Origin of the sequence: Streptomyces sp. (genome assembly GCF_031181705.1) — a bacterium.
Lineage (GTDB): Bacteria > Actinomycetota > Actinomycetes > Streptomycetales > Streptomycetaceae > Streptomyces.
In genome coordinates this window covers 40890-54654 of record NZ_JAPSKN010000021.1, presented here as the reverse complement: position 1 = coordinate 54654, position 13765 = coordinate 40890, and the positions used below count along the sequence as shown (strand labels likewise).

Sequence of the window (13765 nt, the reverse complement as noted above, 5' to 3'; positions counted from 1 at the left end):
TTAGAAACCGAACCTGCTGTTTTCTTTGACCAGTTGCGCTGTTTTTGCCGGAAGTGCGCCCGCACTCCGGCACACTGCTGTGATGAGCGCCGTCTGAGGGTGAGTTATCGTGTACGGGGGGTAAAAACAAACGGCATGACCCGTTCATTTCCGTCCCGGGAGAGTTCAGTCGATGGCGAGGCAGTTGCGAGCCGAGCAGACCCGCTCGACGATCATCACGGCCGCCGCTGACCTGTTCGACCGTCGCGGCTACGAATCGACCAGTCTCAGCGACATCGTGGAACACGCTCACGTCACCAAGGGCGCCCTGTACTTCCACTTCGCCGCCAAGGAGGATCTCGCCCACGCGATCCTCGAACTCCAGTCGCACACCGCCCGGCGGCTGGCGGCCGAGACCGACCAGCGCGGCCACACCTCCCTGGAGGCGCTGATGCGCCTCACGTTCGGCATCACCCGCATGTCCGTCGAGGACCCGGTCCTGCGGGCCGGACTGCGGCTCGCGACCGGCGGGATCCGTCCCCGGCCGCCCCTGAGCCACCCGTTCACGGAGTGGCTGGACATCGTCACGGCCCGGCTGGTCGGCGCCGTCAAGGAGTCCGACGTCCATCCCGACATCGACATCGACGTCGTGGCCCACTCCCTGGTCTGCTTCTTCGTCGGCACCCGGGTCGTGGGCCGCTCCCGCGAACCGGTCGCACGCCAGCCCCGCCGCACCGCGGAGATGTGGAACATACTCATCCGCGGCCTGGTCCCGGTGACCCGCCGCGCCCGCTACCTGAGCCTGGCGGCCCGTCTGGAACGGGAGATCGTCCCGGTGTGACCGGGGCGCCGCGCTCGGCGGCCGGCGCGGCGCACCCGCGCGTTACGGTGAGCCCCATGCCCGACACCCCCACCGCGCCCCTGCTCCTCGGCAACCGGCCGGGCTCGTTCCCGCACAGCGTGCTCGCCGAACGGCACCCCGCCATCATCCAGCAGGTCCGCGAGGCCTTCCCCTACGAACCGGCACAGCACCGCGCGCTCGACGTGCTGCTGGCCAACTGCACCGAGGGCACGATCGAGTCCCTCCCCGCCGGCGCGCACGACCGGGAGGACTGGGACGCCTGGGGGCTGCCCGCCCACACCGGCCGCTCCTGGTTCGACGTGCCGTGGCTCTGGTCCGAGAGCTTCTTCTACCGCCGGCTGCTGGAGGCCGTCGGCTACTTCGGGCCCGGACCCTGGCAGGGCATCGACCCCTTCCGCCCCTTCAAACTGGCCGAACTCGACTCACCCGGGACCGACGAGGAACTGGCCGCCCTCGACGACCTGGCCGGCCGGCCCGCCGAGGAACAGGCGCGGGCGCTGCTGCACGGCTCCCTCTGGGGCAACCGCGCCGACCTCGGCTTCCGCCTCTCCGCCGAGGGCGCCCAGGAGACGCGGGCCGTGCCGGCTCTGGTGGCCGACGACAGCGACCGGCTGTGGCCCCTGCTGGACACCGCCCGCCCGGGCACGCTCTGCCTGGTCGCCGACAACGCCGGCCGCGAACTCGTCCCCGACCTGCTGCTGATCGCCCACCTCCTGGCCGACGGGCGCGTCGAACGGGCGGTCCTGCACGTCAAGCCCTGCCCCTACTACGTCTCCGACGCCACCACCGCCGACGTCGTCGACGCCCTGCGCCGGCTGACCGGGGCCGGAGGAGCGGCCGCCGCGTACGGGCGGACGCTGTGGTCGGCCCTGTCCGACGGCCGGCTCGCCCTGCGGGCCCATCCCTTCTCCAGCGCCCCGTTGCCGTACGCGGAGATGCCCGGCGACCTGCGTGCCGAGTTCGCCGCGGCCGCGCTCACGATCGTCAAGGGCGACCTCAACTACCGCCGCCTGGTGGGCGACCGGCTCTGGGACCCGACCACGCCGTTCACGGACGTCACCGCGTACTTCCCCGGCCCGGTCGCCGCCCTGCGCACCCTGAAGTCCGAGGTGATCACCGGCCTCGACGCGCGCACCGAGGCCGCCCTGGACGCCGCGGAGGGCGGGCGCTGGCGCACGGCCGGCACGCACGCGCTGATCCAGGTCCGGGACGTCTGACAGCGACGCGTGGGGCGGGGGCGCGCGGCCGCAGCCACAACGCGCGGGCCCGGCGGCCTCGTTCGCCACCGATTCACGCGATGGTGTGATCATGTGCGGCCTCGCGGATGCCGCCGCGAGGCGCCGGGTAGGGCCCGGCCATGACGCAGCCGTTCACACTCCCGCACTTCTACATGCCGCACCCCGCGCGGCTGAACCCCCATGTCGACGAGGCCCGGGCACACTCGACGGAGTGGGCGCGCGAGATGGGCATGCTGGAGGGATCCGGCGTCTGGGACCAAGCCGACCTCGACGCGCACGACTACGGCCTGCTCTGCGCCTACACCCACCCCGACTGCGACGGCCCCGCCCTCTCCCTCATCACCGACTGGTACGTGTGGGTCTTCTTCTTCGACGACCACTTCCTGGAGATGTACAAGCGCAGCCAGGACCGCGCCGCCGGCAAGGCGCATCTGGACCGGCTGCCCCTGTTCATGCCGCTGGACCTCGCGACCCCCGTACCGGAACCGGAGAACCCGGTCGAGGCGGGCCTCGCCGACCTGTGGGCGCGCACGGTGCCCGCCATGTCCGAGGACTGGCGCCGCCGCTTCGCCGTGGCCACCGAGCACCTGCTGAACGAGTCGATGTGGGAGCTGTCCAACATCAACGAGGGACGGATCGCCAACCCCGTCGAGTACATCGAGATGCGCCGCAAGGTCGGCGGCGCACCCTGGTCGGCGGGGCTCGTCGAGTACGCCACCGCCGAAGTCCCCGCCTCCGTCGCCGGATCCAGGCCGCTCAGGGTGTTGATGGAGACGTTCTCCGACGCCGTCCACCTGCGCAACGACCTGTTCTCGTACCAGCGCGAGGTCGAGGAGGAGGGCGAGAACAGCAACGGCGTGCTCGTCCTGGAGACCTTCTTCGGCTGCACCACCCAGGAGGCCGCCGACACCGTCAACGACGTCCTCACCTCCCGGCTCCACCAGTTCGAGCACACGGCGTTCACCGAAGTGCCCGCGCTGGCCCTGGACAGGGGCCTGGGGCCGGACGAGGTCGCGGCCGTGGCGGCGTACACCAAGGGCCTGCAGGACTGGCAGTCCGGCGGCCACGAGTGGCACCTGCGCTCCAGCCGCTACATGAACGACAACGCGGTGCGCGGGGGCAGCCCCTGGCCGGGGTGCAGCGGCATGGGCACCTCCGCCGCCGACGTGCGCGCCCTGCTCGCCGCGACCGGCACGGCGGGGGCACCGCCCGCGCCTGCCGGGCAGTGGGGGAGGCTGCGCTCCTACACGCACGTGCCGTACCAGAAGGTCGGACCGTCGCGGATCCCCGACATCCGGATGCCGTTCCCGCTGGAGCTCAGCCCGCACCTCGACCGTTCCCGGCGGAACCTGACCGACTGGGTGAACCGGATGGGCATCCTCGCCGAGGGCGTCTGGGACGCGGACAAGCTCAGGGCCTACGACCTGCCGCTGTGCGCCGCGGGCCTCGACCCGGACGCCACCCCGGAGGCCCTCGACCTCAGCTCGCAGTGGCTCGCCTGGGGCACCTACGGCGACGACTACTACCCGCTGGTCTACGGCCACCGCCGCGACCTGGCCGCCGCCCGGCTGACCACGGCCCGGCTGTCCGACTGCATGCCGGTCGACGGTGCCGAGCCGCCGGCCCCGGTCAACGCCATGGAACGCAGTCTGATCGACCTGTGGCAGCGCACCACCGCGGAGATGACGCCCGAGGCGCGGCGCACCCTCAAGGCCGCCATCGACGTCATGACCGAGAGCTGGGTGTGGGAGCTGTCCAACCAGCTCCAGAACCGCATCCCCGACCCGGTCGACTACCTGGAGATGCGCCGGGCCACCTTCGGCTCCGACCTCACCCTGAGCCTGTGCCGGCTGGGACACGGCCCGGCCATCCCGCCCGAGGTCTACCGCAGCGGCCCGGTCCGGTCGCTGGAGAACGCCGCGATGGACTTCGCGTGCCTGCTCAACGACGTCTTCTCGTACCAGAAGGAGATCGAGTTCGAGGGCGAGATCCACAACGCGATCCTCGTCGTGCAGAACTTCTTCAACTGCGACTACCCCACCGGCCTCGGCATCGTGCACGACCTGATGAGCCAGCGCATGCGGCAGTTCGAGCACGTCGTCGAGCACGAACTGCCCATCCTCTACGACGACTTCCGGCTCAGCCGGGAGGCGCGTGCCGCCATGGGGACCTATGTGGCGGACCTGCGGAACTGGCTGTCCGGCATCCTGAACTGGCACCGCCAGGTGGACCGTTACAAGGACGAGTGGCTCTCCCGGCGCGCCCACGGCTTCCTTCCCGGCCGGCTGCCGGCCGTGCCCGTGCCCGCCCTCGGCTGAGGCGGCGTTTTCCAGTCAGATCCTCCCGGAACGGGACATGACGGAACCCCCGACGGCGCGTCGGGGGTCTTCCCGGGTGCAAGGGAAACGACAGGCACCACACGGGTGATTCAACAACGGGGAGGGCCACCGGCTGACGCGTCGGGGCCGCGCCGGTCAGTCTCACTCGTTCGTGGCTCGTGGGCCGCCGACGGGCCGGGTAGAGCACCTGCCGAGATCGTTCCGGCATCCGCCGGAGCCGATCGGCACCACCCGGAGGCGAGCCATGGAACAGACCGCGCTGCGACCCAAGCCGATGCCGGGCCGGGAGCCCGAGCCGTCACCGGCCACGGGGTCCGGGCCGCCGCGGCGCCGCCCGCACGCCGTCCGGCGGCGCGGGCGGCGGCTGCTCAACGTGCTGCTGGCCGGGTTCGCCGGCGCCGTCCTGGTGCTGTCAGGGATCGGCCTGGGGGCGATGGGCGCCACGGTGGCCGGCCAGGGCGGGGTGCTCGACCCGCGCGGGCGGCACACGCCCCCCGCGCGTCCCTCGCCGGCCACCGCCGCGCAGGCACCCGCCGCCGTGACCCTCGGTGTGCAGGTCATGGACGCGCGCGGGCCCGGGGCCGTGGTCGTCGGACTCCACGTGCCCGGACCGGCGCAGCAGGCGGGCCTGGTACGCGGCGACGTCCTGCTGAACTTCGGCACGACCCGCATCGACACGGCCGCCGACCTGGCGCGAGCCGTCGCCCGGGCCCGCCCGGGGCGGGAGGTGAAGCTGACGGTGCGGCATCGCGGCGGCGGCTACGAGCAGGTGACGGTCGTGCCGGCCCTCCTCACGTGAACCACGGGAAGGCGGCCCCGGGCGGGACAGTGGGGGTACCGGGCGTCGCCGTCGCGCCGCGACGAGAGGCGCACCGTCGGTGTGCGCGCCTACCAGCACGGTCAGTACGGCCCCTCGCCCCGAGCGGCTGACGGCGTGGCCGCGCACGCGCATCAGGTCCGACGGCCGAGCAGCGCGCTGCCGTGGGGCGCGATGCTCGGGGGAAAGCCCGCAGACGGCTCGCGCCGCCCCCTCCGGCCGGGCAGGATGCTGCCCGTAGCCCCTTCGTCCGTCCTGGGAGGCCCGGATGACCGGAAGCACGGCCGCGTCCTTCACCGCCGACGACTACCGGGCCCGCATGGAGCGCGCCGCGCGGACCGCCGCGCAGGCCGGGCTCGCGGGCCTGCTCGTCGCCCCCGGGCCGGATCTGGTGTGGCTCACCGGATACACGCCCCCGGCCGTCACCGAGCGGCTCACCCTGCTGGTCCTGGCCGCCGGGCAGGACCCCGTCCTCGTCGTCCCCGCGCTGGAGGCCCCGGACGCGCTCAAGGCCGCCGGCGCTCCCGCCCTGACCCTGCGCGACTGGACCGACGGCAAGGACCCCTACGCCGCCACCGCCGCGCTCCTCGGCCCGGCGGGCCGGTTCGGCATCAGCGACAACGCCTGGGCGCTGCACCTGCTGGCGCTCGGGCGGGCCCTGCCGGGCGGCTCCTTCGTCTCGCTCACCGAGGCCCTGCCGATGCTGCGCGCCGTCAAGGACGCGGCCGAACTGGAGCTCATGGCGGCCGCGGGGGCCGCCGCCGACGCCGCGTTCGAGGAGATCCGCGACGTCCCCTTCGCCGGACGCCGGGAGTCCGAGGTGGCCGCGGACCTCGACCGGCTGCTGCGCCGGCACGGCCACGAGCAGGTCGACTTCACCATCGTCGCCTCGGGCCCGAACGGCGCCAACCCCCACCACGAGGCGGGCGACCGGGTCATCGCCCGCGGCGACATGGTCGTCCTCGACTTCGGCGGCCTCAGGAACGGCTACGGCTCCGACACCTCCCGCACGGTCCACGTCGGCCCGCCCACCGACGAGGAGCGCCGGGTCCACGACGTGGTGCGCGCGGCCCAGGAGGCCGGCTTCCGCGCGGTGCGGCCGGGGGCCGCCTGCCAGGACGTCGACCGGGCCGCCCGCGCCGTCATCGCCGACGCCGGGTACGGCGAGTACTTCATCCACCGCACCGGCCACGGCATCGGCGTCACCACCCATGAGCCGCCCTACATGATCGAGGGCGAGGAGCAGCCCCTCGTGCCCGGCATGTGCTTCTCCGTGGAACCCGGCATCTACCTGCCCGGCCGGTTCGGCGTGCGCATCGAGGACATCGTCACCGTCACCGAGGACGGCGGGCGGCGCCTGAACGGCACCACCCGCGAGCTGGTCATAGTGGAGTGAGGCCACCGATGTCCCCCGCACGCCTCACGAACGGCAACGGCGCGACCATGACCCAGGCACCCACCCCCACCGCGGACACGGTCCGCCGGCTGGTCCTGTCCCTGCTGGAGGACGGCGGGGAGGGAACGGCCGGCACGCGGGACGAGCGCGGCGGGGGCACCGCGCGGAACGGCGGCCCCGACATCCGGCCCGCCACCGGGGGCGCCGAACCCACCACCTGGTGGGTCGGCACGCGCCACGTGCTGCGCCTCGCCGCCGACCGCGAGGCCACCGTGCGCCGGCGCCGCGAACTGCGCCTGCGCGACCTCGTCCGCCCGCACGTCCCGGTCGCGGTCCCGGCCAGCGTCGCGCACGGCGAATGGGCCCCCGGGCTGGCCTACACGCTGGACACCAGGCTGCCCGGCGGGTCGGGCGAGCGGCACGACGTGTCCGCCGTCGGTGAGGCCGACCTCGCCGGGCTGCTCACCGGCCTGCGCGAGGTGCCGGTCCGGCAGGCCGAGACCCTCGGTGTGCCGCGCGCCGCGCCCCGCTCCCTGGAGTCGCTGCGCCGGGCCGCCGTACGCGCCGCCGGGCGCCTGGGCGAGGCCGACGAGTTCGACGCCGCCCGGCTGCACCAGCTCACCCCGCAGGCCGCGGCCCAGCTGGCCGCCCAGCCCGGTTCGGCGGTCCTCACCCACCGCGCCCTGACGGCGGGGCACCTGGTGGTCGGCGCGGACGGGCGGGTGCGCGGCGTCCTCGGCTGGTCCGCTGCGGTGGTCGGCGACCCGGCCGAGGACATCGCGGGCCTCGCGCTCGCCGTCGGCGCGCCCGCCGCCGTGCGCGCCGCCACCCTCGCCGGCTACGGGGCCCGGCCCTGCCTGCGTGGCCTGTGGCTCGCCCGCTGCGACGCCGTCGTCGACCTCGCCGGGGCCCTCACCACCCAGGACACCGCCCTGCCGCGCACCCGGCTGCGCCACGCCTGGGAGCCGATCCTGCTGGAACGGGTGACGGACCCGGGCGCCACGGACGACGCCCTGTGACCCGCCCCGGGTGACTCACTCCTGCAGCAGGACCACGCCCGACTCGCCGGGCAGCCGCACCACCCCGTCCGCCCCGGGCGTCGGAACCGGCTCCCACGCGGCCAGCACGCGCGCGTGGGGCACCCCGAGCGGCAGTTCGGCCGGCTCCGGGGCCAGGTTCACCGCCACGAGGACGTCCCCGCGCCGGAAGGCGAGCCAGCGCCGCTCCTCGTCGTAGGCCACCTTCGTGTCGGCGAGGTCCGGATCGGTCAGGTCGGGCTGCTCGCGGCGCAGGGCGAGGAGCCGGCGGTACCAGTCCAGCATGCGCGCGTGGGGCTCGCGTTCCGGCTCGGACCAGTCCAGGCAGGAGCGGTCCCGGGTCGCCGGGTCCTGCGGGTCGGGCACGTCCTCCTCCTTCCACCCGTGCGCGGCGAACTCCCGCCGCCTGCCCCGGCGTACGGCGTCCGCCAGTTCCGGGTCGGTGTGGTCGGTGAAGAACTGCCAGGGCGTGCCCGCGGCCCACTCCTCGCCCATGAAGAGCATCGGCGTGAACGGCGCCGTCAGCACCAGCGTGGCCGCACAGGCCAGCAGCCCGGGGGAGAGCAGGGCCGAAAGGCGGTCCCCCTGGGCGCGGTTGCCGACCTGGTCGTGGGTCTGGCTGTAGCCGAGCAGCCGGTGCCCGGCCACCCGCGTGCGGTCCAGGGGGCGCCCGTGGTGGCGTTCGCGGAAGCTGGAGTACGAGCCGTCGTGGAAGTAACCGCCGCTGAGGGTCTTGGCGAGCCCGCCGAGGGAGGCCCGCGCGAAGTCGGCGTAGTAGCCCTGCGCCTCGCCGGTCAGGACGGTGTGCAGGGCGTGGTGGAAGTCGTCGTTCCACTGCGCGTGCAGCCCGAGGCCCCCCTCGGCGCGGGCGGTGATGAGCCGCGGGTCGTTCAGATCCGACTCGGCGACCAGGAACAGCGGCCGCTCCACCTCGCCGGCCAGGGCGTCCACGGCCGTCGACAGCTCCTCGAGGAAGTGCAGCGCGCGCGTGTCCACCAGCGCGTGCACCGCGTCCAGCCGCAGCCCGTCCAGCCGGTAGTCCCGCAGCCACGCCAGCGCGCTGCCGATCAGGAACGCGCGCACCTCGTCCGAGCCGGGTGCGTCCAGGTTGACCGCGGCGCCCCAGGGCGTGTGGTGGGTGTCCGTGAGGTACGGCCCGAAGACGGGCAGGTAGTTGCCGGACGGGCCGAAGTGGTTGTGCACCACGTCGAGCACCACGCCCAGGCCGAGTTCGTGGGCCCGGTCGACGAAGCGTTTCAGCGCCTCGGGCCCGCCGTACGGCTCGTGCACCGCCCACAGGCTGACGCCCTCGTAGCCCCAGCCGTGGGTGCCCGGGAAGGGGGTGAGCGGCATCAGTTCCACGTGGGTGACGCCCAGTTCGGCGAGATGGCCGAGCCGCTCGGCGGCCGCGTCCAGGGTGCCCTCGGGGGTGTACGTGCCCACATGCAGTTCGTAGAGCACCGCCCCGGGCAGCGGACGCCCGCGCCAGGGCACGCGCCAGGTGTAGCGCTCGTGCTCGACGACGGCGCTCAGCCCGTCCGGGCCGTCCGGCTGACGGCGCGAGCGCGGATCGGGCAGCACCGGCCCGTCGTCCAGCGCGAAGCCGTACCGGGACCCCTCGCGCGCCTCCGCCTCGCCCCACCACCATCCCGCCCGTTCCGGATCGCGCTCCAACGCGCGCGTGACGCCGTCGCACTGGAGCGTCACTCGGCCGGCCTGCGGTGCCCACACCTCGAACTGCACGGACGGTTCCCCTTCGTCTGCTCACCGTGATGTAGCCCGTCCATGGTGCGTCAAACGCGATCAATCCGCTGGTGCATCCACCCTTTTGCGGCGGGTCCCGCCGGGTACGCGCGCGCGGTGGGCGTTCACCCGTTTCCTGGACAGCCCGGCCGCGCTGTCCGACAATCACGAGCGTGACGTCGTCCTTCGAGTTCAACACGTACCCCGCGCGGCTCTCCGACGCGGAGCGCGACAGGGCGCTGCGGGTGCTCCGTGACGGCGTCGCCATGGGCCGCCTGTCCCACGACACGTTCATCCGCCGCATGGAACTGGCGCTCGCCGCGCGCCGCCCGGACGAGCTCGCGGTGCTCACCGCCGACCTGCCCACGGAGAACAGGTTCGCCCGCCTGCTGTTCGGCTCCGTCGAGGCGGTCTCCGGATTCACCGTGCGGCTGCGCCGGGCCTGGCAGGCCGAGCGGCTGCCCAAGCTGCTGCTGCCGCACCCGGCGCACGGCCATCCGCTGCGCATAGGACGCGACCCCGGCAGCGGGCTGCGCCTCAACCACGAGACGGTCTCCCGCGTCCACGCCGAACTGCGCCACCAGGGCGGCCTGTGGGTCCTGCGCGACCTCGGCTCCACCAACGGCACGACGGTGAACGGACGGCGGGTCGTCGCAGCTGCCGTCGTCCGCGAGGGCGACCAGGTGGGCTTCGGGCACGTGATGTTCCGGCTGTCCGCCACCTGACCGAAAACCGCGCCACCTCCGAGCCCTGGCCTCGGGTTGACCGGCCGTCGATCCATCCGGAATGGCCGAAACTCTGTTGTGGTCTACGGTGTTGACGTGCCCCCGAAGTCGTGACTGACTGTGCGTACGCCATGCACTCCTGGTGAACCGACGGCTCCGCATCGGAGGTGTGCCCTGCCGCCCCTCCCGCGCTACCCGACCGTCGACGAACTGGGCGCCCGGGCCGCCGCACTCGTCGCCCGCCACCCCCGTCACGCCCGGCTGCGCCGGGTCGGAACGTCCCGCGCGGGCACGCCCCTGTGGCTGCTGTCCGTCGGCCACGGCGAGCGCCAGGCCCTCGTCGTCGCCGGACCCCACGCCAACGAACCCGTGGGCGGGGCCACCGTGCTGCGCCTGGCCGAGCGGACCCTGGCCGACCCGCGGCTCACCGAGGGCGCCGACGCCACCTGGAACCTGCTGCTCAGCCTCGACCCGGACGGCCTGCGCCGCAACGAGGGCTGGCTCACCGGCCCCTACACCCTCGGCCGGTACTTCCGGAACTTCTTCCGGCCCGGCTTCCTGGAGCAGCCCGAATGGCTGCCCGACGGCGCGGCCGCCGCCGCCCTGCCGGAGACCCGTGCCCTCCTCGACGTCCAGGACGAACTGCGGCCGTTCCTCCAGTGCTCCCTGCACGGCGTCGACATCGGCGGCGGCTTCGTCGAGCTCACCCACGACCTGCCCGGCCTCGACCGGCGCCTGGCCCACATCGCCGCCCGGCTCGGCATCCCCCGCGAACTGGGCGCCTACGACGCGCTGTACTGGCCCGGTCTCGGACCCGCCGTCTACCGCATCCCGCCGCCGCGCCGGGCGGATCTGGCCGCCGCCATCACGGAGGCCGCCGTCGAGTCGACGTGGTTCCACCCGTACCGGCACGGCACCGTCACCGCGGTGGTCGAGTCGCCCATGTGGGGCGTGGCGGCCGTGTCGGAGGCGGCCCCGCCCGGGGACCGGGACGCGGTGCTGCGGGCCGTCAGCCGCACCCTGCGCCACGACACGGGCCTCCTGCGGCACCTGCTGACCCGGATCCGGCCGCACCTGGCCGGAGCGCGCGACGCGGCGCGCCTGCTCGCCCCGGTCGACGACTATCTACTGGTCTGCCCCGGCCTGGCCGACGCCTGGGACCCCGACACCGGCACCGGCGCGGCCCACCCCCTGCCCTCCCTCAGCACCGCCCACCTGGCGGCCCTGCGCATCTCCGGACGGCGACTGGCCCTGCGCACCGCCGGGCTGCTCCACCAGCTGGTACGGGCCGCCGGCCACGATCCGGCCGGGGCGCTGCCGGAGCTGGACCGGCTGATCGACGCGTGGTGCGCCGACTACCGCGACGGCTGCGGGGCACGCTGGATCCCGGTCGCCCGGCAGGCGGAGTACCAGGCACGGGTGGTGCTGTCGGCGTTCGAACTCGCCGGGCGGCTCGCGCGCGCGGACAGGGGGCCCGGCCGGGGGGAGGGCGGGTTGGCGGTCCGGGGCGGCGGCGCCGACACGGCGGGGACGGCGCCCTGACGCCGCGGATCTAGCCGGTCTCCTCGCGCGCGTGCAGCGCCGCCGCGACCACGGTCCGCGACTGGTGCTCGACCTGGTTCTCCAAGGGCACCCAGCGGGCGCGGAAACGTTCGGCGAAGGCGTCGCTCCAGGTCGCCACGAGATGCTCCAACTGCTGCGCGGCCCGCTCGTCCGTCCCGCGCAGCACCCGCCGCAGCATGGCCGCCGCCCGCAGCGGCACGCGCCGCGCGAAGGCGTCCACACTGCCGACGTACGCCATCGTCCGGTCGGCGGGCGGGGTGTGCACCAGGTCGGCGGCCAGCCCCGGTACCAGCTCCAGACCCCAGCGCGCGGCCCGCAGCAGCGGTCCGTCCAGCTCCCCGAGCCGGGGCAGCGCGCCCTCCAGCACCCGCGTCACCTCCAGCGCGTCGCGCTGCAGCCGGCGCGCGAGCCGCCCGATCGCCGCCGCCGGGGCCGGATGCGGAGCCGGGTCGTCCACCAGGTCGCTCGCCCACATCGGCACCTCGACCACGGCGGTGAGGCCGCCGTAGCGGTGGGCGTGGAACCAGGTGCTGTGCCGGGCGTCGTCCGGCAGGCTCGGGTACGCCGGGCCGCTCCCCGGCGCGGGCATCACGTGCACGCCCGGGCCGGAGGCGGGCCAGCCCGCGGCGTCCGAGGCGCCGGTCTCCACCGGGATGTGCAGTTCCGCGGCGGACTTGGCGAACGGCTCGGCCAGTCCGGGCACGTCCTTGGTCAGCTGCACCCAGCTGCCCCCCAGGTCCGTGCCGTGCAGGGTCACCTGGAGGTAGGGACGCAGCTCGTCGATGACGCCGGTCAGCGCGCGGGTCTCGGGCGGCAGCCGGTCGGGCGGCAGCACGGACGGCGCCCACTCCGGCTGCTCCGGGCCCGCGGGCCGGAAGAAGCCGAGGTGGTAGTCGAACAGGCTGCGCGGCGCCGGTGTCACGTGCAGACTCGCCCCGTCGGGGTCGGCGCACAGCAGGAAGTGCCAGGAGATGCCGTCGCGCAGCTTCCGCTGCTCCAGCACCCGCCGGGCGAGCGCGAGGAGCGTGCAGGAGCCGGTCGGCTCGTTGGCGTGGGCGCCCGCGACCACCAGCACGGCGCGGCGGGCCCGGCCCACGGACAGCAGGTGCAGCGGCCGGCCGGCCCGTGAGGCGCCCACCTGCCGCAGGGTGCACACACCGGGGCGTTGGGTGCTCAACGCGCGGGCGGCACGGACCTGTTCGGTCACCGTCGGGTAGCGCAGCTCCGGCAGGACACTCACCCCCGTCATATCCGCCCGAGTTCGCAGTCGCAGTACCCCACGGCCATGGTGCGGTGTCAAGGGCGCGATCGGGGAGGCCCCAGGGAGCGCCCGGAAGCACCGGACCGCCCGGACGGGGCCGGGTGCGGGCGGAGGTGCGGCACGCCGCCGGACGGCTCGGCCCGGCGTCCCGGCCGGCGATCGGCCCGGCCCTGCCGTCCGCGGCGCCGGTCGCGATCACGGCGAGGCCGGTGAACAGGCACGGGAAGGCGGACGAGCCGCCCCTGCCCTGCCAGTGCACCGCCGCCGGGCCACCTCGACCGGCACCTCGGTCACGGCGGAGCGGGCACCGGGCTCCGGACCAGACCGGCCTCGCGGCGCCCACCGCCGCGTCACACGCACGGGACGCGGGCCCGGCACCCGGCCGGGGCGTCCCCCGGGAGGCGTACGCGTGACCGGTCCCGGATCCCCCGGCCGTCCGAACCCCGGGCCGCGTCCGCCCGGTCCCTCCCGCCCCGCGACGCCTGGCACGCCTCTGGCCGCACCGGACGCAGTCCCGCGTAGGCCCCGGTACGCAGGACTGCGTCAGGCAACCCCGAGAGCACGCCCCGGACGCCGTGACCCCGCCCTCCGGGCGGACGGAGGGGCCGTTTCCGGCACGCTGAGAGCACGCCCTGGACGCCGCGACCTCGCCCTCCGGGCGGACGGAGGGGCCGTTTCCGGCACGCTGAGAGCACGCCCTGGACGCCGTGACCCCGCCCTCCGGGCGGACGGAGGGGCCGTTTCCGGCACGCCGAGAGCACGCCCTGGACGCCGTGACCCCGCCCTCCGGGCGGACGGAGGGGCC

10 protein-coding genes are annotated in these 13765 nt (G+C 74.7%); 8 read left to right on the top strand and 2 right to left on the bottom strand.

Going from position 1 to position 13765, the window contains the following annotated elements; all coding sequences use genetic code 11:
* Nucleotides 1-172: 172 nt before the first annotated feature.
* The 6 genes from RIN80_RS07210 (at nt 173) to RIN80_RS07185 (ending at nt 7650) form a co-directional block, all read left to right on the top strand.
* Nucleotides 173-820 (top strand): ScbR family autoregulator-binding transcription factor, encoded by a 648-nt coding sequence (locus tag RIN80_RS07210; protein WP_309094658.1) that lies wholly within the window; start codon nt 173-175, stop codon nt 818-820.
* A gap of 56 nt (nt 821-876) precedes the next feature.
* Nucleotides 877-2058 carry a damage-control phosphatase ARMT1 family protein gene (locus RIN80_RS07205; RefSeq protein ID WP_309094657.1) on the top strand — a complete coding sequence of 394 codons (1182 nt, stop codon included), beginning with the start codon at nt 877-879 and terminating at the stop codon, nt 2056-2058.
* A 140-nt stretch (nt 2059-2198) separates the two neighbouring features.
* The gene (gene cyc2, locus RIN80_RS07200; protein WP_309094656.1) at nt 2199-4397 is read left to right on the top strand and encodes a germacradienol/geosmin synthase Cyc2; all 2199 of its coding nucleotides are present in this window, start codon (nt 2199-2201) and stop codon (nt 4395-4397) included.
* Between the two features lie 265 nt (nt 4398-4662).
* Nucleotides 4663-5217 (top strand): PDZ domain-containing protein, encoded by a 555-nt coding sequence (locus tag RIN80_RS07195; protein WP_309094655.1) that lies wholly within the window; start codon nt 4663-4665, stop codon nt 5215-5217.
* 286 nt (nt 5218-5503) lie between these two features.
* Nucleotides 5504-6631 (top strand): aminopeptidase P family protein, encoded by a 1128-nt coding sequence (locus tag RIN80_RS07190; protein ID WP_309094654.1) that lies wholly within the window; start codon nt 5504-5506, stop codon nt 6629-6631.
* Nucleotides 6632-6678: 47 nt separating this feature from the next.
* A complete protein-coding gene (locus RIN80_RS07185; RefSeq protein WP_309094662.1) occupies nt 6679-7650 on the top strand; it encodes an aminoglycoside phosphotransferase family protein in 972 nt (323 codons plus the stop codon).
* A gap of 15 nt (nt 7651-7665) precedes the next feature.
* Here the strand turns inward: RIN80_RS07185 and treZ are convergent, their stop codons facing one another.
* Nucleotides 7666-9411, bottom strand: a complete 1746-nt coding sequence (treZ, locus tag RIN80_RS07180; protein WP_309094653.1) for a malto-oligosyltrehalose trehalohydrolase — start codon at nt 9409-9411, stop codon at nt 7666-7668.
* A gap of 173 nt (nt 9412-9584) precedes the next feature.
* Here treZ and RIN80_RS07175 point away from each other — a divergent pair, with 173 nt between their 5' ends.
* Both RIN80_RS07175 and RIN80_RS07170 read left to right on the top strand, forming a co-directional pair.
* Complete coding sequence (locus tag RIN80_RS07175) at nt 9585-10136, top strand: DUF1707 and FHA domain-containing protein (protein ID WP_309094652.1); 552 nt, start codon at nt 9585-9587, stop codon at nt 10134-10136.
* 120 nt (nt 10137-10256) lie between these two features.
* A complete protein-coding gene (locus tag RIN80_RS07170; RefSeq protein WP_375141636.1) occupies nt 10257-11678 on the top strand; it encodes a M14 family zinc carboxypeptidase in 1422 nt (473 codons plus the stop codon).
* A 10-nt stretch (nt 11679-11688) separates the two neighbouring features.
* On the opposite strand, the gene RIN80_RS07165 is transcribed toward RIN80_RS07170, so the two are convergent.
* Nucleotides 11689-12939 (bottom strand): M14 family zinc carboxypeptidase, encoded by a 1251-nt coding sequence (locus RIN80_RS07165; RefSeq protein WP_309094651.1) that lies wholly within the window; start codon nt 12937-12939, stop codon nt 11689-11691.
* Nucleotides 12940-13765: the final 826 nt, after the last annotated feature.